The sequence below is a fragment of the Janthinobacterium longum genome, assembly GCF_051380735.1.
Taxonomy (GTDB): Bacteria; Pseudomonadota; Gammaproteobacteria; order Burkholderiales; family Burkholderiaceae_D; genus Janthinobacterium.
The window spans coordinates 1,228,503-1,247,879 of the sequence record NZ_JBNYXQ010000001.1; the positions used below are offsets into that span (position 1 = coordinate 1,228,503).

A 19,377-nucleotide genomic window follows, 5' to 3' on the forward strand; every position below is an offset into this window, starting at 1 on the left:
TTGTCATTTCAACTTGAACTCATTCGCGTCCTTACGCAACGCGGCATGAAACTTGGCTTTTAGCAATTTTACCTCGGCGTCAATGGCCGCGAAAATTTTTTGAACGTCTGCCTCTGAATACTCGTAGTTGTGCGTGTTGGCCAGATTGCCGATCAGCCGCATGGTTTGCGTCGCCTTAGTAACCCGAGCCTCCGCTAGTTCTACGAACTTTCCCCGCTTGTCGCGCATACGACCTCCAATTTTTCTACATTTTTGCAATGTAGCGTCGTAAGCAATTATATATCAATATTTTTGACACAATATGCATTTTTTACCCACACGTATGGTTTGAGAGAGAAAGGATGCTAGCTGAGCATCATGGTCATGCTACCCAAGCGCAAAGAACGAACCTCAGTAAGGACACACGACTGTTGGATGGTCAGAGTAGCCCAAAGGAAGCGTCTGTATTTGCATGAGCTTCTCCTAGCGATCCTGCGGGCGGGGCGGCAACCGAAGCGCATTGAGCAGTGAGCAAGGGGTGGCGGTAGGCGCGATCAGGAAAGCCGCTACATCCTAAGCGGTGGTGTCGCAGTTGAGTCGCAAAGCTAGAAATGATTGTTATTTGCAGCCTCCAAATCGTAAATATTGTTCAGGTCGGTGCGCACCAACGTTTAACGATTATCGAAATGCAACAGCTGCCAGAATTTTTTTGCCCCACAGCACATGAACCTGCTTCCTCTGCGAGCATGCGCCCAAAATCGGTCTGCCCGACAAGTCGGATTGATGGCGACTAAATTCTCAATGTGAGCGTATGCTGGCCCACGTCACATCCAACCGACTGCACACATCCGATCGCTCGCAGCCTCGCCCCCCGCTCGCTACGGCGCTACCCTTGAAGCGGGGAGCCCGCTCAAGTTTTGACTCCTCGTGAGACAAACGCGCATCGCGTTGGCGAATATGTCATTTTGGTGGAATGCTCGCCGAATTGATTGTGTAGGCACACGGCTTGTAAATAATTCGCGGCAAGCAACCAAAATTTAGAAATTTGAGCAATAATCATAATTAATTTATCACCGTTATCAAAGATTGCCGAATAATAATTTTACCTCTCAACGTTTCATCATGTGATTGCATAAGGAATGGATATGAGCGACTCACCGGTTCAACCAAGCTATACGAGTTTTGAAGCGCCTCCATGCCCTCGCTGCGGCTATGGTGCCTTCGGGGCAGTTCAACGGGTGGAATCCTCTTTTACGAACACGATTTTTGAAAATCATGTCATCACTTGTAATAGCTGTTTGCGTCGAAGCAGCGAATGCGCGGCCATCGTCTCTCAGTCCAGCTATCCGCGCTCGGCGCCTCCAATTGACATTGACGCAATTCGCACCAGCGTTCGCGATGAGACGATCAAGAGTTGGTTGGGCCCGCGACCTGGTGACGCTTAGCTTTTAAACGACCGTTGCCCTCACGCTCCGACTTACCCAACCGCTAAAACGCCACGCGCATGTCAGCTCCTCGTCGCCCCAACGCTTTGCGATCGCCTCTCGCCGGTCCAGCCGCCTCTTGTGCGCCGTGCTGTGGGCCCCTTCATGCATAGCCGTCGCATAATAATCGTAGGCGCTATGAAAGGACTTTTTGGCCGGCAGGCGTATTTCATCCAAGGCCGGCACTTAGCTGGGATCGGTGCCACCATGAACGACGAGCAGGCCCGTCTTTTCCTCGAGCACCTGGATCACCGCCTCCGCCTTGGCGACAGGGGCGAACAATGTTTCAGAAGCTTCCAGCGGGAAGACACCGCCCATTTGTTGAGCATTGAAGACGACATCTGCGGCTTACGATCGGCCTCATGAGCAAAAATTCCCTTCTAGCTCGATAGCTAGTTTGATTGCCATTACTTTGCTCGTGACTATTCGTTCCTAACCAAGCAACTTATTGAACGTCTCGAACAGCCGTTGAGCCCGGTCCAAGGTCGTTTGGACCGCAAGTGTGTCGTCATCAAGGTTAGCAGGGTGTTCCAGCAGCCATCGGTATGGACCAAAGTGATCGAAGTTCGCGACCTCCGGCGGCATCAGCTTGAACAGTGCTTCTGCCTTCTTCACGATCCATGGCGTCACAGCGGCGTCCATCAGTGACTCTCTGGTCACCACATGCTTAGCTGGCGGCTTGTAGGCCGCATTGAGAATCTCAACGAATAGATCCGCGTCGAAGAGGTCTTCCACATCGGCCTCTATCTGATCGACGAAGTCGGCGCAGGTGTAAAAGTGCCCCGCTTTCAGAATGTCCGCTTTCTTCAGATTTTCAATCTTGGTCTTGTCCCCGTTGGCGATGTCCGACAGCACCGCCACGTTGAGGTTGTTGCCACCGAAGAGGCGCACGAAAGGCGCAAGCTTATCAATCCCACCCCCCGGGCACAAATTCCATTTCCCGTTCATGCCTTCGCGCCCGCGTTTGATCAGAGCCTGCGACAGCACTTTCAGATAGAGGATGTCCGATGGCCCCTCTACTCGTCAAGCTCGATATCTTCGAATTTGTATTTCGATGAGGAATCTCTCCGCACACGCACCACGACACTCCGATTTACCATTGGACCGATGAGATCATCGAGCGCCTCGGCAAGCCCGTTGATGTGGTAAGTCGTCACATCCGAGGACACCTCAATCCAATCCTTGTCCAGATCAACCGCCCTTAACACGCCCCGCAATGCCTCCTCGACAACGGTGGGGTCGGATACGGGCTTCGGATTCAACCGCTTGATCGCGTTGTTGAGCGCCTTGCGATTGTCTGGCCGAAGCGCGACTGGCTCCCCCCCCGATGCGGAGCTCACGTCAAGTTGACCAAATGTCTTCCCTGTTGGAGCCAAATTTCTCGCGAGCTTCAAAAAGGCCGATTGATAACCGGGGTCAGGAACCAAAGCCTCAAGCTGCGCGGCATCGCCGGATGCGGTTGCCCGTAGCACGCCTAGGAAGCGCTCAGCGATCAAGTCAGGATCGACTGTCGTTTTAAAGAAGTCACGTTGTGGCGGTTCTTGGATCGCCACGCTGAATTGATAGCTGCCTGGGGGCATTTGGAACAGCCACGCTCGGCAAGCATCTTGAACCTCTCGCTTAGGGTCCCCACGCCGCCTCAATGGCATGCCTTGTGACTCCTCGATTGTTCGATGCAGGATCGACTGGATGCCCTTCACTTTGTCGACCACCAAGTCCAACGGCGCGCCGCCAACCACCACCTCTCCTCCCTTGATGGAGAAGTTCACCTGTCCAGGCAAGAAAGCGACCTGGGCCTCCTGCTTCGATTCTTCGATCCAGATAGCCTGCACCAGCGCTTGCAATTGGGCTGACGCGAAATCCGGCATGTCGCCCCGGCCAAGCATGAGGAAACAGAGTTGCGCTGCTTTCTTGAAGGCGCCCGCCTTAAACCAAAGCGACGCCGCGCTCACCGCCGTGATCCCTAGAGTGCGTGTTTTTCCAAGGTCCACCTCAAGCAATGCCTGGTTTTCGGCATCCGCTGCCTTTCCATAGAGAATGCGGGCCGCCACCATATCCCTGCGCCGGACTTCGAACTCGGCTTCTGAAGCCAGCCTTTCGCTCTCCGTATGCCATTGGGACCAAGACATCAATCCTCTCCCATATGCGCGATCGCGATCAGCTTCTCGCGAAACCCAATGACTGCAGCCAAAGCGGGAAGATTGCTACGCCCTTTTTCTGTTTGCAGCAATTTCTGGCGGAGCCTAGCCCTAACGGTCGACTCTCCGCCTGCGTTGACACCCGATATCTCCATGCGCAAACAAGTCTCCATGTCGTCAATATCAGCGGCCCCCAGTGGAGCGACGTAATAATCAGCACCAGTGAGAGTCTCGGCGCGACGCACGGCGACCAAGCCAGCCAATGCTTCGACCGCAGCGAAGGACACCGCATATGCCCCTTGTTCCGTGGCGTCGATTTCGTTTGCGTGCGCTCGTGCGACGGCAGCCGTCGGCGCATCCCAAGGCAAGACGCACTCGGCCCCCTCTTTGCGATATTCAGCCGCAACATTAACGGGACTTTCATGGTGGTGGCGACTCAGGCAGACCGCAGCGGCTTCGGCATAGGCGTCGCCCAGCGCCTTTGTGACGCCAGGATGCCGCGCGCCGAGATCGGCTAACCGCAAAAGAATCGGCATAGGTGCTCTCTTGTCATTATTTTGATAATTTAATCATAATTCAAAAATAGGGCTTCCAGCCACCATATTTTGCACTCGCTCTATGCCAAAACCACAAGATAAAATTGCTACTTCCGCGCTTGCATCGGTCATCCCCCAGAATAGGATGCAAGAACAAACGAAGCGCGCAATACGCATCAATGTGCCGAGGTCGCGTTCCACGTTGGCAACTTGTCGATTCCAAGCTTGCATCCGAAATATCCCGCCTTCGTTTGGGCAACGTCGGCCTCCAATGATTCAATGATCGTTTGGCGCAAAGGCGATGGATTGGCAGTCTGAGTCGGTTTGAGCAAATCCAAAGCCGTCGATCCATCATTCGACGCAGCGCGTGGATCGCTCCCCGCCTTGAGCAACATCAGGAATGTCGCGCGCTGGGCTCCGCCCCACACCTCGGTTCCGCATAGATAGGCCATGGGAGTGTCGCCATTCTTGTTCTTGGCATTGGGCGACGCGCGGCACTTGAGAAGCCATTCGACTGCCCGTGGGTCGCTACCCTCCGCATATTTAATGCTCGCCATGTGGTGCAGCGCCATAAGGCTGGGAATTCATAAACGCGCGCCTGTGGTGGCCTGCGCTGCATACAACAAGCATTCTTTTCCTGGATTCTTGATGGTCGGAATGACTGAGATATCCCTCATGAGGATTTTCAATGGGCGGGGTCGACGTCTCGACGCCGGACGAAAACACGGGCATGATGGCTACGATTGCGCCTATGAGATCGTTGTCTTCGATGGGTTCTCTCGCTTGCAAATCAGTCGAGAACCCGCGCTGATAGTTCTGCGATAATTCGTGCGCCTCATCAATGTCCATGGCAAATTTGAAGAGACTTCCCTAGTTGCCGGGCTCTTGGAATTTTGTCGCGATCTCCGCGACTTGCAGCAAGCGCGACAATCCAATCTCACTTGGGCCGCCGAGCGCTCCCAACCACATTGAAAAATCCGAGTCCATGTCCATACCTTTCGTTGAGCCGTCCACATCAAATAAAAAACGCGTTGCAAAAGCAGCCGCGCCCAACCACCACCGATTGCCAACCGATCAAAAATCTTTAGGAATGACAAACCTCGGCAAACGCGCCGCTAGACATTCCGAGCCGCCGCCAACGCATTGTTGCGAGCGCCACCAAGCGCATCATGCGGAACCGGCGCCGCTTGGCCGCTTCCATATTTCACAAACGGCTTCGGCCAACAGCGCCCCGCGCCGCTCAATGGCCTCCTCGCTCCAGTCAGCAAAGCCATGGAAATAGCGATTGAGCCGCAATACAGAGTGCTGATATTCATTGAGCTTCAAAGCGAAGCCCCCATTGCTTGCCGCTGGGTTCAAATACTTGTTCAAGAGCGTGAGGTTCCCCAGCGTTTGCAGCGCAGCGTTGCGCTGTCGAATTGGCTCTTGAAGATGCAAGAATTCGTCTTTGGCGAGCCAATGAATTTTTGATATCTCCTTCGGGACCGCGACGCCCTGCAGCGGCCAATGCTCGCTCCACGACACTGGCATGACATGCTCGATCTGCAGCAGTTGCTGGACTTCGAGACTCTCGCTCTTCTTGCTGCGATCGCGCAGCTCCAGGCGCTCCAAGATGACGCGGAGCGCCGGCGCCTTCAACTCGGAGCCGACCGCCCTGCGCCGAACACTGTCCGCAACCTCGGCGTCCGTCGGCCAACTTCTGGTCGAGCCTCGGCTGCCCATCAATTTCGCGGCAAGCGCCGCTAGGACAGATGCTGGCTTCAATCCCATCAAAGACCGTATGACCTCGACGAAGAAAATGTTGTATTCCTTATTTTCGCCGCCAGTGATGACACGCCTCGCAACAAATGATTCGACGAGCGCGAGGCTTTCGGTCAACTGAGTCTCATCGAGGCCGGCGTCCACTTCCAGATACATCACGAGAGGGAGCGCGGTGGACACGTCGAAGTCAATGAGCACGCGGCGCAGATCGGTGCTTGGCAGAGATACGGCAGAGGCGGACTCGTAGCGCTCGTAAACCTGGCTGTGGCGCACGAAGTCCGCAAGCTCATGCTCCACCGAGCCATACTTCGGCGGCGTGGACGATATCCAGTGGCGGTATTCCTCGTTCACGCGGCGGGCGTCGATCATGGCGCCGGTTTTCGTCATCAAGAAGTAGCGCAGGCCAAGGTCCAGCCTAGAATAGGTCCGGCCGCCGCGCGTGGTCTCCGAGCTCCAAAAAGGCGTCTCGAACTGGCTCCAATATTTATCAAAAATCGCGTCGCGATCCAATTTCTGCTTTTCTGCGCGCATGAAGATCAAACTGCGCAGCAAATCCGACTGGGACAATGGCCGGCCTTGGGAGTTGAGGGAATAAAAGATCTCCTGCGAGTCGTCCCCCTCCGACAAGACAATCTCCACGACGCAAAAATCCTGCTTAAGCGACTGAAAAAGAGAAAATGCCAAGTCCTCTTCCGCCCTGCCCGTCTTCGCTGCGGCGCCTGCGAGATGCGCGCGAATGCTGGCGTCGAAATACAAATAGGCCTCGACCAAATTGCTCCGCAGCTTTGGCTTCCTCTTCTTCGGCAGTTTGATGAGTGGGTATCGACGCTCGACCTCAGCGCGCGTCTTGGCCGACAGGACGCCTTTGAAGACGTCGCGGTTGAGCAATGTCGGCCATAACTTGAAGACTTCCTCCTCTGGCTTCTCCATTGATTCAGGATCAGGGTTTTCCAAGAATCTGTTAATGGGCTTGGCGAGCGCCAGCCATCCTTTGGACTGCGCGACATCGCGGAAGGCGCACAATAGAAGTTGCAGCGTCGTCAGCCGTTGCTGCCCATCAATGATGAGGAATCGCTTCACCTCCCGCGGCGACTCCGCTTTGACGCCGTCGATGATGAGCGCGCCAAGATAATGTGGAGTAGTCGAAACGCCCGCGATCTGCAGGTTCGCCTTTTCGCTGATGTCCTCCCACAGCGTCTCCCATTGCGGCTTTTGCTGCCAAACGTATAGCCTCTGAAACATGGGCACGATGTAGCGTAGCTGGGAGCTGAACAGGGTGTCTAACGTGCGGGGATTCGCTTGCATGTCAATCTTTCTAATTTTTTTTCGGGCCCAACCTGCTTTGAGCTGATACAGGTAATTGAGGGTGAGGAATGGCCTAGGAAGTGGCGACACATTTATATCAGGTCCTCAGAATCCGGCGGCTCCGACCTCTTAGCCAGACGCGCTTCAATGTAAGCGCATCGCTGTCAATTTTTCGTCGTCGCTGGCAGACCGAGGCCAGCCGTCGTCAATCTCAAAGGGATCTCCTAAATGATCGTAAGCTTCGGGGAGCAGGTTTTGCCTCTCGTCGTCATCGCCCACATGATCGTTTCTGCCCATAGCCTATGCGCCTAAAAAATTAGCGGCTCTCGCCGAAAGGAAATGCGATCAATCCCAACAAATGTGCGCCGCCAAATACTCGTTGATCACGATGCGAACGTCGCGCCCTTCGACAATCGACGCGTTGTAGCGATACCGCCCTTCTTGAACGACTATCCAGCCGCTGGGCGACATGTCTTTCCCCTCGACCAATCGCTGCATGGCGCGACTGCCCACTTCGGGCCAGACGCTCGAAGCCTTTGGATTCTCGAATTCCTCGCGCTGCTCGTCAGTCATAAGCATCAAAGGCTGCAAGCCAACATAGTCCGGCTCCTCGGCGCACAACTCATGGAGTTCATACAATCCGTGCCCCTTGGCGAGTTTGATCAGGACTGTGCGCGCGCGATTCCATTCCGGCATGAACATGGCTCTGCCGTCAGGCATCGATTTGGATCGCTCGATGCGTGTTTTGAGCGCGGGTTTTACCGTCAAGATTCTGCGGATCTTTTCGCGCTCGATGTCTTCTGGCTCCGTCGAGCCAGCGACCACGCAAGCGATCAGGCAGGCAAGATATTCTTCGTCCGCTGAAAATCCATTGTTGCATTCAAAGCATGCTGCAACCACGAACAAATTGGTCGGCAACGGCTCATCAAGGAACACCTTCGATGGACAATGGTCTTTGGTGCCAGTCTGGCCGCCACAAAACGCGCAATACGCGAGGGTGCGGACATCCCCGTAGTTCGGCAGTTGCTGCATGTTCGCTTTCAAAAGATTTGCGCCGGTGATCAGCAGTTTTTGCTGATCGCCACCAATATAAACTACTATTGCTTATAAATAAACACCCGTGATGTTCACGCAACAGGCTAGGGCTCATGACCAAGGCAAATCGACTTGGCGGATAACTTTCAAGAATGAATCTAAGGGGAACATATGTCGCAAACTCTTTTCCCAGCGGGGGCGTCCATCGCTGTTCTCGATACGAACGTATTTCGTGGAATGGGACACGAAGAGCCGGAATGGCTGGGTGCGTTTGAGGAAATATCGAAGCACAATTTTGTGTTTTCAATCTCCGATCTAGCGTTCGCCGAGGTTGGATACCAATTTACCTCCGGCCAGATCGGTTTGGCGACTTTCAACAAGGCCATCGAGCTCGCCGAGCGCTTTATTTCTGTGGATGTTCCGCTCTTCCCTTCCAAGACGGACATCATGGGAATGATCGGCGCAAAAGACACGATTCGGAAATTCGATCCCGCAGAGGTCTCGTCGGCATCTAAGAAGGCTTGGTCCGCACTAAAGTCCTTGTCCACTCTAAGCGACGACCAAAAACAGCAACAAGCCGTGATATTTCAGGAAGCCATAGAGGAGGATAGAGCGCACTGGATAAATTTCTTCTCGAAGAAAGCCGGTGGACTGGATCTCCAAAGTCCTGGCTACCTCCAAAGGCAATTTGATCAGCTCGATCAAGCAGAATGCTCCCCACCAATTTCGTCAACGCGTTTCGATTTTAAGACTCGGCACTTTTATCGAAAATGCCTTCATTTTCAAAAGCAAGAGGAAGCATACGATCCGACTCACGAAAAAAAGAAAAATGATGGTCTTGACGACGACCTACTTCACTATCTGGCCGTGCCTGCGTATGTGCTGACAGTCGACAAGGGAATAATTGCTGCGGCGAATGATATAGAAAGCTTCCAATCCAATTGGATCATGAAGCCTGAAGATTTTGTCGCAGCATGGAAGGCGGGGAACTTGCCACCGCTTGCATGGCCGGCTGTCGCCCCTAATCGCCCCGTGCCTGCATCACATTGATGCCGCACCTCATCTAGCGATGACATGCAACACGCCTAGTCGCCGCAATGCATCTACTGGGCGTTTCTGCCTTCGAGCTGCCAGAGCCTACAAAACACGCTTCAAAGTCGCCCGCCGCCCCGGTGCAATCCGTCGCGCAAGACCGACGGATCTCAAGTTTGTCCCACATGGCAATGACAAGGAGTCGTGGGTCCTTTCCGATCCACGATTAGCATCCACATTGGCATTTCCCCATTAGGCTCCCGCAACTTGAATGGCCACTCGTCGAGATACGTAGCCAGCCCAGCGCTCGGCACGCGCGTTGATAAATAGGTTTCACGCCGTCGATGATCGGGAGCGATACGGTCAGCTTTTTCGTGGTATTAAACTGAAAAATATTGAGCAGACCATCAATGAATGCCCGCGCCGCGACAACGGCGGATGGATTTTGGCGGGAAGATTATAATGGCAGCATGCGTGATCCACATGTCTACCGCGTGGGGCGTCGTGAAATGAACACCAGCTTGATTTTTCAACCTACTGAAGGAATTTATGACTTGCCTTGAAGATTTGAAACAGCGACTCGCAACTCTCGGGCTAACCCCGTTACCCCATTATTATGAACCTTTTCTTGAAGCGATTTGCGAAGGAAAAACGCCGGATATCATCGCAGTTTTTTTGCATCGCTTAAATAGTTGGCCTCGTATTCTATTAGAAATTAGCCGTCGATATGACATATCGGACACCGATTACGAAAAATTGAAAGAAAATTTCTTAGAACACGGCAATGACGTTCTTTTCCAGCAAATCGTAGAAAATTTACCTGCGCGAAAGGATGCTCTGCAGGGCATAAGTTTGCCCCCGTTCGAACTCCACGCAGCAAGGGAGAAAGTTGGCACCTCGCAGCGACGTGCGGAATTTGAGAGTATTCTAGCTGAGCAGCAGTCGCGCGCTGGCGCGGCTGGCGTCCGCAATCAGCAAGAGATCGATGACTTGCGGAGGAAATTCATCACCGGAGCAATGACAGCGAAGGACCTGCGCGATGCGTTATCGGGATCATCGCCGCCAAATCCTTGAATCAGGGTCTCATGGCTTAAGCCACAGCTCTAGGGCGCTCATCTGCTCATCAGTCCAGATAATTGGCGCATGCGCTTTTAGGCTCAGCATAGACAACATCGCCTGATACTGATCCCAGTGCAGGCTGTTTAGCACATTCGACAGCACAAGCGGACGGTTTTCGTCCGCGTTTGCCATGCTCAAAGCGACCAATGCCAAGGCGGGCCGGTTTGAACCCGCAGCTTCGACAATTTCAAAAAAAATGGCCTGTCCCGTTGGGGACGCCTGGTGGCGTTCATCTGTCATTTGCAGTCCTTGGGTAAAGACCATTTCTTAACTCCAGATTTTGCCTAACGCAATAGCTAAAACCTCCCTATTCGAACCAATGCGCATCATGGCAAGAGCCGATCAGTGGTGCAAAGTTAGTGGCCAATGGGCTCTTTCTGCCACTCCCGCGATGTCGTATCCGAAGAATTCGTCCGCCCCGTCATGAGTCATGCCATCCTGCGGACGAGCTCAAAGATGATCGCTTTCGGGTCGTAGACCACCCGCTGATCTCCATCGACCTCCGCCAACTCAAGGATGGCGTCATCGTGCCCCTCGACAAACACCTGTTCGGAGTCATCTGCCTGCTTCAGTAAGGCTTTCGCGCGATCGGATGTGTCCATCCGCAGGCTCTTCTAACTTGATTCGCCGCCGTTATTCTTCGAAGTTTTTTCCATCTCAGCGCTGCAGAACACTGTCGTAGTCTTGAATCCATTCCTTGTGTGCATCCATGGCGGTCATTTGCTTTTCCAAGCCCAGCATGTATTCCGCCATGAGCTCCGCTTCCTTGGCCGCCGAGAAGATCGCCATGGGGTCGGCGGACACTGCCTTGATCCAGTGCTGAAGGTAGGCCGCGTGGTTGTCGATGTGACTTTGGGTCATCGGCACGCCAGTCTCGGCCGCCAAGATCGCCGAACAGATCTCCGCCCTTAACTCCTCCACAGCATAGGCCTCGTCACCCCACCGCTTCGCGATGGCCTCTTGCCGGTCCAGCCGCTTCTTATGCAGTGTGCTGTGAGCTCCCTCATGCAGAGCCGTCGCATAATAGTCGTAGGCGCTATGAAATGACTTTTTAGCCGGCAGGCGTATTTCATCCAGGGCCGGCACATAGCAGGCATCGGTGCCACCATGAACGACGAGCAAGCCCGTCTTTTCCTTGAGCGCCTGGATCACTGCCTCCGCCTTGGCGATAGGATCGAACAGTGTTTCAGAAGCTTCGAGCGGAGGGACGCCGTCCATTTGCTGGGCATTGAACACGACATATCGCCGGAGCGCAAAGGCCTTGCGTTCCGGTTCCGTTGCGCTCGTTCCGCCCGTGCCTTGTGCTCCGGCCGCCTCACTCCCGCGGCCACTTCCGCGATTGCCGATGGACGAAGCCCGAGGCCTCCCGTTTGAGGTGCCCGTGGTTGTGCCTGTGCCTGTGCCTGTGCCGGCGCCATTGCCGACGGCAGCGGTAGCCTCGTTGGCAGCACCGCCCCTACCGACTTCGACCAGCTTCACTATGGCCGTGCCCTTCTCACCGCGGCGCACCTGCCAGCCGTTCGCCTGGGCCTGTTGATACGTAGCCCAGCGCGGATCCGCCCTGCCTTGCGGGTCAGCCCGGCCAGCCAAGGCTAGAAGCAGCCTGTTCACGCCTCGATAGCCGTTGCTTGTGGCCAAATTCACCGGCCGGAGCGATTGGGCCGCCCAAGGCTTTTGCCACGGAGTATTCCCGCTTTTCATCGCCTCGATCAGTGTGAGAGCGATCTCTGATTTTACGTCGGGTTTAGTTCCAGCACTTTCGATTGAGGAGCGGGCGTATTCACTAGATTGGACAACTGGGTTCTCGACTGGCATGTCTCACCTCTTATTTTTATTTTTTATTTTCCCCAATGAATGCTCGATTAAGCGTTGACACATAAAGGCCAAGGCTACGAGCACTCAATACCCCTGGGAGTAATCTCTTGGTCTTGGATGCTCGCCTTTTGAACCTGGATGCTTGCCTCTTGACCTAGGATGCGCGCCCTTCGTCCTTGGGGAAGTGCATCTCGGTCGTGGATGCGTGCGCGCGGCAACATCTTTGATCCACAAATTCTTTGATGAACTCGATCCATGTGTTCTTGGTTCGTTAACATCTTCCGAATCACTGCAGCCAATTCCAGCGACAAGCTAGGCTCCTCTTCACAGCGATGCTCTTTTAACGAATGGCGCGCACCAAATCGCAGCTCGACGCTTAAAGAAAACATCAAAGAAAGCACTGCAGCATCCTTCCCCTCACCCTCACCCTTGCCCGTGGCCGTGGCCTTGCCCTTCCCTTCTTGCCGCTCATAAATCATCTCCTTCCGAGCCCTAAATCCAGCTCTTCCAATGCCGGCGTCATCGCTTGAAGCCGCGTCATCCTGACTGTTTCCAAGGTCGCCAATAAGATCAATATCCGCATCCTTTAGCAGTTCTTCCTGGGTAACAAAGTCGTGAACAGCATCCTGATCACTGTCGTGAGCAACGTCGGTAGCAATGTGGTGAGCCCTCAGTGTGGGACGTCCTGGCCTGCCTGGTGTCGGAGCAAGATCCTGCACTTTGATGACCAAGCATGGACAACTGAGACAGACTTTCAAAGTTCTATTCATTTCCCGCATTTTCTTCCTCTCTTTTTTGACTTCCCACTTCTTGGCGCAGTTCTAGCCGGATACCACCATCCCCGATGTTGCTGGCTCAAGCTTGCGCTGCTAACTTGAGCTTGGGATGCCGGCTTGAGCTTTGGCTGCTGACCTGAGCTTTGTCTGCTGACCTGAGCTTGGGCTAGTGGCTTGCGCCTAGGCTGCGGGCCTGAGCCTGGGCCGTGGACAATTTTTGCCGTTCCTGTCGATGGATATGGACAGGCACTTTTCGTTAGCGCTGCGAGTTCGTTAGCACTGCAAGATGGACTGCTAAAATGTGTGGCTATCCGCCGGTTTATTACCAGCATAATTGCCAAGGCGCGACGAACGGCTGCCGCCACCGTTCGGCCAAAGATGCAAATTCATCATTCATTGATCGCATCACTCCTCACACCCGCCATCTTTCTGGATGCTCTCTTTTCTTTAAGATCAAGCGCTTCATTCAGCATCGCTGATAGCTCCTCCACGCTCGGCAAGTCGTGCAAATCGCTGGGCAGCTCGCCGTGCACCGGCTCGCTCTTGGTCAATGGCACCAGCTCCGCACGAGAACCAAACCCGGGTGCCTGCGAATCCAAGCTGGCTCCAATCGGGATAACAGAAGAACCGGACGAGCCGGAAAAACCGAGATTAGAAGTGCTGGGCATAGCGTGTCCTGCTGGTGTTAGAACTGCTGCTGAGGCGCCTAGCACAGCTGACGCTGATTTTGTAGATGAGGCTGAGCTCGTGGCAGAAACCGGAGTTGCAGCTGTTGCTGCTGGGGTTGCTGCTGGGGCTGCTGCTGGTGTTGCCGCAGGAATTGGCGCTACGGCTAGGGTTGATACTGCGATCGAGGCTTCGGATAACACAGAAGGGCTACCAATAAACCCCGCCCCTCTGCTAATTTCTTTTGTCCAAGCGGCCGGCATGTGAGCCGCCCTGGCCTTTTTCATCTTGTAGTGCGGCCAGAACAGCTCGTATGCCTGGCCGCCGGTAAAGAGCGCCAGGCGCACCCCTTTGCCATCCGCGGTTGGGCCGAGACGCGAACCCAGCTCCGATGGCTTGTAAATGGCAATCTCGTCACGCGCGAACGAAAGCGTCGTCGAGCTGCCTGAGCCACTCCCTCCGCTGCTGCCGTAGGAAACATTTGAGCGCTCAACCTCTCGGGAGCCCAGGGCCTTGCACATTTGCTCAGCGGTGTCTCCTTGCATGAGCTGCCCCACCAGGACGGTGCCGGCCATCGACACCATCGCCTTGACCATCAGGGCGCCATGGATCTCCTCCAGCTGCGCCAAGTCTTGGCAAGCCAGGATGCAGCGCACGCCTCGCGAGCGGCCGACCTCCAAAAGCGGCCGGATCGGAACCTTGCCCATCTGCGCCGACTCGTCCGCGATGATCCAAAGCTTGCGGCTCTCGTCGTCATCCATCTCCACGCTGTTCACGATCGCCGAGACGGTGCCAATGATTCCCTCCAAATAGCCCTTAGTGAGCTCCGGATAGGCGCCATGCCCTTGAAGAATGATTTGGCGGCGCACGCCCCGGGAATGTTCCCCGCTACTTCTATGGCCACCTTCCCGCTCAACTTCACCGGCTCCTTTCGAGCTATCTTTCCGACGGGCTGCCCCTTCAACTGCCTCCCCGCCCCTCCTTTTACCTTTCCGGCGTGCGCCTCGCTCAACGGGCTCACCATCATCAATGGTGCCACGACCTTCAATGGTGCCGCGACCTTCAATGGGGCCGCGATCTTCAATGGCGTCGCGACCTTCAATGGCGTCAATGGCGCCGCGACCTTCAATGGCCTCGCCAATATCATTGGCTGGTATCCCGCCATGCGCCCATTCCACAAAGCTGACACGGCGATCCTCCGGTGTTTCACCCCAAGCCTCGGCCAGGTCAAAAATAGACGCGCAGAACGAGGAGAGATTGATCAAAATGCCCTGCGTCGTGACCGACGCCTTCTCGACCGACCGCATCGCCTCCGGATGACACGCCTCCATGATTTGCAGAATATTGGCCTGCGGGATCGACATCATCTCCGCGAGCTCGCGCCATCCCCACGCGCTTCCCCGCGTCGTCTTCAAATAGATCATGAAGCCGACCACGATCTGCCTCGCCGCGTTGGACCACATCGGGTCCTGGGCCTCCTTGATCATCGCCGCGGCAAAGCGCCGCATGTCCCCGATGTTCCGCATGTCCTTGGCGATGTCCCAAGCAAGCGAGCGGGCATCCCACGGCGCCATGATCTCGGGCTCGCCAAACCCCTTTGTGAACTCTCCCTTGGGATCGAAAAGAAGCAAGCTCTCGCCCGCATCAATCACGGCCTGAATCATTGGCTTGAGCGCCGTCGACTTGCCAGACCCCACCCCGCCCACCACAAGGACATGCCGAGTCCACATGTCGGCCGGATAAGGCACGTCAGGGGCAATGGGATGATCCGGCCGGCGCTTCACCCTATTCGCCAGCGTTCGATTCAGCGCCGCGGCCGCTTGGGCGCCCACATGTCGCGCCGATCCTCTCAGCACAAGTAGGCCATTGCGCGGAGCGAGATAGATTTTCGCCAGGAACACTGCGGGCAGACACGCGACCCACAGCGCAAACATCAAGCGAGAGATCAAAGCGACCCTATCCTCCGCAGACAACGAGCCCAGAAACTGGACATAGCTGCGGGCCGCTTCGGGAAATGCCCAGCTCCAAACCCCATGCAAGGCCAAGCGCGTGAGAGAGATGAAGTGAAGCGAGAGGGAGCCCTGAGGGTCATTCAACCAGGGAAGCGCGCGCCAAGACAGCATTAGCGCCGCCACGCCCAAAAAAGCGCCAAGCGTCGCGCTCGCGCCGATCCATCCCACCACGCCCACCCGCGCCACCGAGGGCGCGGCCGGACCCGAAATGCCCAAGTCATATTCGATCCGTTCGCTGTCGTTGCCCATCGCTTCTCCCTATGCCAATAACAGGACTGCGAAGGGAAATTAGATTCCGACACGGACGTTGGCCATATTGATGAGCGGCCAGCGCCGCCGTCTGTCAGCCAAAGAACTCCGACTAGGCTGAAGTCGCTTTCAGTTTGCAGTCCGAGGCAGGAAGACAACCACTCGGAGGAAGCAAATGAACGCAATGACGCAATATGCAACACCAGAAGAAACCATGCTCGCCTACGTCAACATCGGCGCTCGCCAGAAACAGATCTTGCAGGGGATGGCGCGGAGATACATTCGAGGAACCTATTTCAGCGAGCCGCTGGACCTCATGCATGAAGCCCTATTCCTGACAATCGAGCAGCGCCGCCGCTGGCCCAAGAGCGTCAATTTTGAGATCTACATGGTCATGACCATGCGCAGCATTGCGGGGGCTGATCGAAACAAGCAATCAACCCAAAAAGCTTCCCTCATTCCCCTCGAGGACATTCTCGAATGGTCGTTTGAGGCGGAAAACTTCCACCTCTCAGCCGAGGAGATGATCCTGAGAGCCGAAGCCCGACTGGCCAACGACATTTCCACCAAGACGATCTTGGGCCAACTTCGCGCCAGCGCCGACAATGTCGCCGGAGATGTTCTCGCATGCCTTCTGTCGGACATGCCGGCCAGAGACATTAGATCCACCCTGGGGCTGACCGTTGCCGCATACGACGCGGCGAGAAAAAGGGTCTTGCGAAAGTTTAAAAAGTCGGAGAGACTCTGATCCGGTTGTGACGGCGGAAGCACTCTTCCTGCCGCTCATGCCACGCCCAGATCGCGGCGCATGGCGAAACGAAGAGGCTCTCTCCGATGATTCGAAACACTAAGAAAAATGACGCGGGGAAACCCGCGCCCCAATCGAAGTCCAGCAAGGCGAAGCCCGCAGACGCCGGGCTCTCGCCGCTTGAGGCGTTCCTTTTTAATTGCAATGAACTCCCCTCCGATGGCTTCGCCCATGATGGTCCAGCTGACGATTTGACAAACAAGGATGAGACTCCTGAAACGCTTGCGCGGGCCTTTGAACAATGGCGCATCGCCAACGAAGCCCGCGATCGCAAGCCAGCGCCGAATCAGTTGGCAGCGAAACCAGCGACTGCATCTGGCGCCACCGCAGTATCACCAAGCTCACCACAGTCACTCATCTCCCCTACCTCACCCGTCGCTATCGACTCAGCCGAGGAAACAGCGAAAAAAAGGCATCTTGCCCGCATGGGCTCAGCAATTACACATGCAAAAAAGCAAGTCCGCATCAAGGGAGATTCGATGTGTCAGCTTGGCATCAAGGACGGCGACATGGTCGACATCGAACTCAATGCGGAGCCCAAGGATGGCGACATCGTGTGCGCGGATGTCGTTGGCGTAGGCCGCGTGGTGAGAACACTCAAGATCATCGGTGGCGCATATGTCTTGGTCGCCTCGAACCCAGCATTTGACGCCATTCCCGTGCTCGAGGAGTCGGACATGCGCATTCTGGGCGTCGTGGCTAGGCCACCCAGCAGCATTCATTGAACATAAATCCATACATGGACGAGGCCGCAAGAGCAATGCTCTAGCGGCCTCATCCACTACCTACCTCACGAGTCAGCGTCCCGGCCGGAAGCCGATCCCGCGTTTGCTGTTGCCGGCTAATCCCAAAGCAGCCATGGCGTCCTCAACGATCGCTGCTGCCCGCGCCCGCGACCTTGCCTCGTCCTTCATCCTGCGGGCATGACTGGTCTCCTCTTTCTCGTCTCTTTCACGCTCTTCGATTTCTGCGGCCTCCTGCAAAGACAGGCAGTGGCGCGAGCAATACCACTCGACCAGGTCATCTATGCAAACCATTGGGGTGAAATTGAAGATTTGATAGGGAATGAAAAACTGTCTGTTCCGCATTTGCCGCCAAATGGTCGAGGGGGAAATCCCCAGAATTCGAGCCAGCTTGGTGACGTTGATGAATGCCGACTGCACCTGAAAGTCCCTGACGAGCATGAGCTTCACGCGCATGCGCTCGGCTTGCGCCGTGGCTGCAAGAGAGAGATTGCCAGTGCCAGCGTCTTCATTGCTTGAGCAGCGACATTCCCCTACGCAATTGCATTGTTTTCCATAAAAGCTATTCATCTTTTCTCCGTTTGTGAAAGGCCGTGGCTGACTGGCCAGCCTTAGCACTGCCCACGGTTTGGGACTTCAGCCGCCCGGCCGACGGACGGCTGGGCCGTGCCGCTCGGCCGCTCCCCTACATTGGAAGGAATATTTCGACACTGCTCAGCAAACCTGTGAGGGCCCGACCACGCACGCATGTCAGGCAGCCGCCAAGCATCCGGCCTAATTGCTTTCCATTTCGGGAAGTCGATCACAGCAAATCAGCAAGCGATGAATAGATGATGACAAACTATGGAAAAGAAGGCGTGGCAATAGAGGCTCCGGCGCCAGAAGATGACTGGGATCTTCCGCAGCCGGCCCGATCACGCCGTGTAGACACTTTCATTGCGCCTCCGTTTGATCCGGTTAAGAATCCGCGAGAAATCGAGAAAATAGCTCTGCCGGTGGCTAAAGGTTGTCCCTTGCGCCTGCCGAGCCTCTTTGACCCTGATCGATGCCCCGCATTTATGGCAAGAGGCCCCCTATTTAGCTCGGGCCGGACCATGCTGGGCATACCCCACGACGGCCCGGTAAAGGCACAGGGAAAATACTCGTTAACGCTCTGTGGCGAACGGCTGTATATGAGGGATAAACAGGTCTGGCATGCCGTCATGAACATCGTCAAGCGCGCGCCTGCCCATAATGTTCCGATCCGCATAGAGCTGGGCGCAATTGCAACGCTGATCGGGTCATCTGACCATGGCGGCCGCGCCTTGCGACGAGTCTGGCAAAACGTTGAGCGATTATCGCGCGCGACCATAGAGGTGACGCTTCGCGACGGCCATGCCCACAAGGGCAAGTTGCTTGGGGCCGCATATCGCCAAGACGGTAAATATTTCATTGAGCTCGACATGCAATGGATGACTGCCGCCTTCTGCCTAGACTATCAATTCAAAATAAATTGCAAGCGCCGCAACGGCCTGACCTCTTCGCTCGCCCAGTGGCTCCATGATTTTTTGTCGACTCACAAAAGCTCGCCGGGCCTCTCGCTAGGCTATCTGCGTGACCTGTGCGGCTTCGATGGACAGCACAGGAAATTTCCAGCGGCGATTCGCGCCGCACTGGCCGAGCTAAAAAACTCCACAGCTGCGCTTGTCGCAGATTTTGAGATTATCAAAAACGGGAGATCCAGTGATTATTGGAATGTTGTCATCGTGCGCGGTCCAGAACAGCCATCATTCACAGGTCCGTCATCCCCCGAAGCCATCGACAGGACGGAAAGTCGATGTATTCGAAAAACTGGCTGGGTCGTGCTTTAACGGTTTGGACTTCGCCAGCCGAAGTCTGCTCATCAGTAAGCAAAGCTGACGGGCTTAACAGAGCGGATG

General features: G+C 55.4%; 22 protein-coding genes. 6 read left to right on the forward strand and 16 right to left on the reverse strand.

The genetic code is table 11. The features are described 5' to 3' along the window. Positions 1–3: 3 nt before the first annotated feature. The 10 genes from ACQ4WM_RS05555 to ACQ4WM_RS05600 form a co-directional block, all read right to left on the reverse strand. Complete coding sequence (locus ACQ4WM_RS05555; RefSeq protein ID WP_436545684.1) at positions 4–228, reverse strand: hypothetical protein; 225 nt, start codon at positions 226–228, stop codon at positions 4–6. Positions 229–1,427: 1,199 nt separating this feature from the next. After that, positions 1,428–1,649, reverse strand: a complete 222-nt coding sequence (locus ACQ4WM_RS05560) for a zincin-like metallopeptidase domain-containing protein (protein WP_436545685.1) — start codon at positions 1,647–1,649, stop codon at positions 1,428–1,430. Then, entirely contained in the window at positions 1,650–1,781 is a 132-nt protein-coding gene (locus ACQ4WM_RS05565) for a hypothetical protein (protein ID WP_436545686.1), read from the reverse strand. A 114-nt stretch (positions 1,782–1,895) separates the two neighbouring features. After that, positions 1,896–2,411, reverse strand: a complete 516-nt coding sequence (locus ACQ4WM_RS05570; RefSeq protein WP_436545687.1) for a hypothetical protein — start codon at positions 2,409–2,411, stop codon at positions 1,896–1,898. Between the two features lie 68 nt (positions 2,412–2,479). Further along, positions 2,480–3,592: a hypothetical protein gene (locus ACQ4WM_RS05575; RefSeq protein WP_436545688.1), complete on the reverse strand. Its 1,113-nt coding sequence runs from the start codon at positions 3,590–3,592 to the stop codon at positions 2,480–2,482. Next, entirely contained in the window at positions 3,592–4,137 is a 546-nt protein-coding gene (locus ACQ4WM_RS05580) for a hypothetical protein (protein WP_436545689.1), read from the reverse strand. Before ACQ4WM_RS05580 ends, ACQ4WM_RS05575 begins: the two co-directional genes overlap by 1 nt. A gap of 176 nt (positions 4,138–4,313) precedes the next feature. Continuing rightward, on the reverse strand, positions 4,314–4,694 hold the full coding sequence (locus ACQ4WM_RS05585; protein WP_436545690.1) for an ankyrin repeat domain-containing protein: 381 nt from the start codon (positions 4,692–4,694) through the stop codon (positions 4,314–4,316). Continuing rightward, positions 4,681–4,986, reverse strand: a complete 306-nt coding sequence (locus tag ACQ4WM_RS05590) for a hypothetical protein (protein WP_436545691.1) — start codon at positions 4,984–4,986, stop codon at positions 4,681–4,683. The genes ACQ4WM_RS05585 and ACQ4WM_RS05590 overlap by 14 nt, the downstream gene beginning before the upstream one ends. A gap of 318 nt (positions 4,987–5,304) precedes the next feature. Next, positions 5,305–7,203: a DUF262 domain-containing protein gene (locus ACQ4WM_RS05595; RefSeq protein WP_436545692.1), complete on the reverse strand. Its 1,899-nt coding sequence runs from the start codon at positions 7,201–7,203 to the stop codon at positions 5,305–5,307. Positions 7,204–7,548: 345 nt separating this feature from the next. After that, positions 7,549–8,235: a hypothetical protein gene (locus ACQ4WM_RS05600; protein WP_436545693.1), complete on the reverse strand. Its 687-nt coding sequence runs from the start codon at positions 8,233–8,235 to the stop codon at positions 7,549–7,551. A gap of 174 nt (positions 8,236–8,409) precedes the next feature. Between ACQ4WM_RS05600 and ACQ4WM_RS05605 the strand changes: the two genes are divergently transcribed. The 3 genes from ACQ4WM_RS05605 to ACQ4WM_RS05615 all read left to right on the forward strand — a co-directional run bounded on the left by ACQ4WM_RS05605 (position 8,410) and on the right by ACQ4WM_RS05615 (position 10,344). Further along, positions 8,410–9,288: a hypothetical protein gene (locus tag ACQ4WM_RS05605; protein WP_436545694.1), complete on the forward strand. Its 879-nt coding sequence runs from the start codon at positions 8,410–8,412 to the stop codon at positions 9,286–9,288. Positions 9,289–9,680: 392 nt separating this feature from the next. Further along, a complete protein-coding gene (locus ACQ4WM_RS05610; RefSeq protein ID WP_436545695.1) occupies positions 9,681–9,833 on the forward strand; it encodes a hypothetical protein in 153 nt (50 codons plus the stop codon). Next, entirely contained in the window at positions 9,820–10,344 is a 525-nt protein-coding gene (locus ACQ4WM_RS05615; protein WP_436545696.1) for a hypothetical protein, read from the forward strand. Before ACQ4WM_RS05610 ends, ACQ4WM_RS05615 begins: the two co-directional genes overlap by 14 nt. A 9-nt stretch (positions 10,345–10,353) precedes the next feature. Here the strand turns inward: ACQ4WM_RS05615 and ACQ4WM_RS05620 are convergent, their stop codons facing one another. The 5 genes from ACQ4WM_RS05620 to ACQ4WM_RS05640 form a co-directional block, all read right to left on the reverse strand. After that, positions 10,354–10,653 carry a hypothetical protein gene (locus tag ACQ4WM_RS05620; RefSeq protein WP_436545697.1) on the reverse strand — a complete coding sequence of 100 codons (300 nt, stop codon included), beginning with the start codon at positions 10,651–10,653 and terminating at the stop codon, positions 10,354–10,356. 164 nt (positions 10,654–10,817) lie between these two features. Continuing rightward, on the reverse strand, positions 10,818–10,991 hold the full coding sequence (locus ACQ4WM_RS05625) for a hypothetical protein (RefSeq protein WP_436545698.1): 174 nt from the start codon (positions 10,989–10,991) through the stop codon (positions 10,818–10,820). A gap of 55 nt (positions 10,992–11,046) precedes the next feature. Beyond that, on the reverse strand, positions 11,047–12,204 hold the full coding sequence (locus ACQ4WM_RS05630; RefSeq protein ID WP_436545699.1) for an ArdC family protein: 1,158 nt from the start codon (positions 12,202–12,204) through the stop codon (positions 11,047–11,049). 74 nt (positions 12,205–12,278) lie between these two features. Beyond that, the gene (locus ACQ4WM_RS05635; RefSeq protein WP_436545700.1) at positions 12,279–12,974 is read right to left on the reverse strand and encodes a hypothetical protein; all 696 of its coding nucleotides are present in this window, start codon (positions 12,972–12,974) and stop codon (positions 12,279–12,281) included. 395 nt (positions 12,975–13,369) lie between these two features. Continuing rightward, positions 13,370–15,907, reverse strand: coding sequence for a type IV secretion system DNA-binding domain-containing protein (locus tag ACQ4WM_RS05640; RefSeq protein WP_436545701.1), 2,538 nt, complete (start codon positions 15,905–15,907; stop codon positions 13,370–13,372). Between the two features lie 175 nt (positions 15,908–16,082). Here ACQ4WM_RS05640 and ACQ4WM_RS05645 point away from each other — a divergent pair, with 175 nt between their 5' ends. Next, the gene (locus tag ACQ4WM_RS05645; protein WP_436545702.1) at positions 16,083–16,655 is read left to right on the forward strand and encodes a hypothetical protein; all 573 of its coding nucleotides are present in this window, start codon (positions 16,083–16,085) and stop codon (positions 16,653–16,655) included. Between the two features lie 86 nt (positions 16,656–16,741). Next, positions 16,742–17,440 carry a LexA family protein gene (locus tag ACQ4WM_RS05650; protein WP_436545703.1) on the forward strand — a complete coding sequence of 233 codons (699 nt, stop codon included), beginning with the start codon at positions 16,742–16,744 and terminating at the stop codon, positions 17,438–17,440. 72 nt (positions 17,441–17,512) lie between these two features. On the opposite strand, the gene ACQ4WM_RS05655 is transcribed toward ACQ4WM_RS05650, so the two are convergent. Next, positions 17,513–18,028: a hypothetical protein gene (locus tag ACQ4WM_RS05655; RefSeq protein ID WP_436545704.1), complete on the reverse strand. Its 516-nt coding sequence runs from the start codon at positions 18,026–18,028 to the stop codon at positions 17,513–17,515. Positions 18,029–18,288: 260 nt separating this feature from the next. Between ACQ4WM_RS05655 and ACQ4WM_RS05660 the strand changes: the two genes are divergently transcribed. After that, entirely contained in the window at positions 18,289–19,308 is a 1,020-nt protein-coding gene (locus ACQ4WM_RS05660; RefSeq protein WP_436545705.1) for a hypothetical protein, read from the forward strand. Positions 19,309–19,377 lie beyond the last annotated feature (69 nt).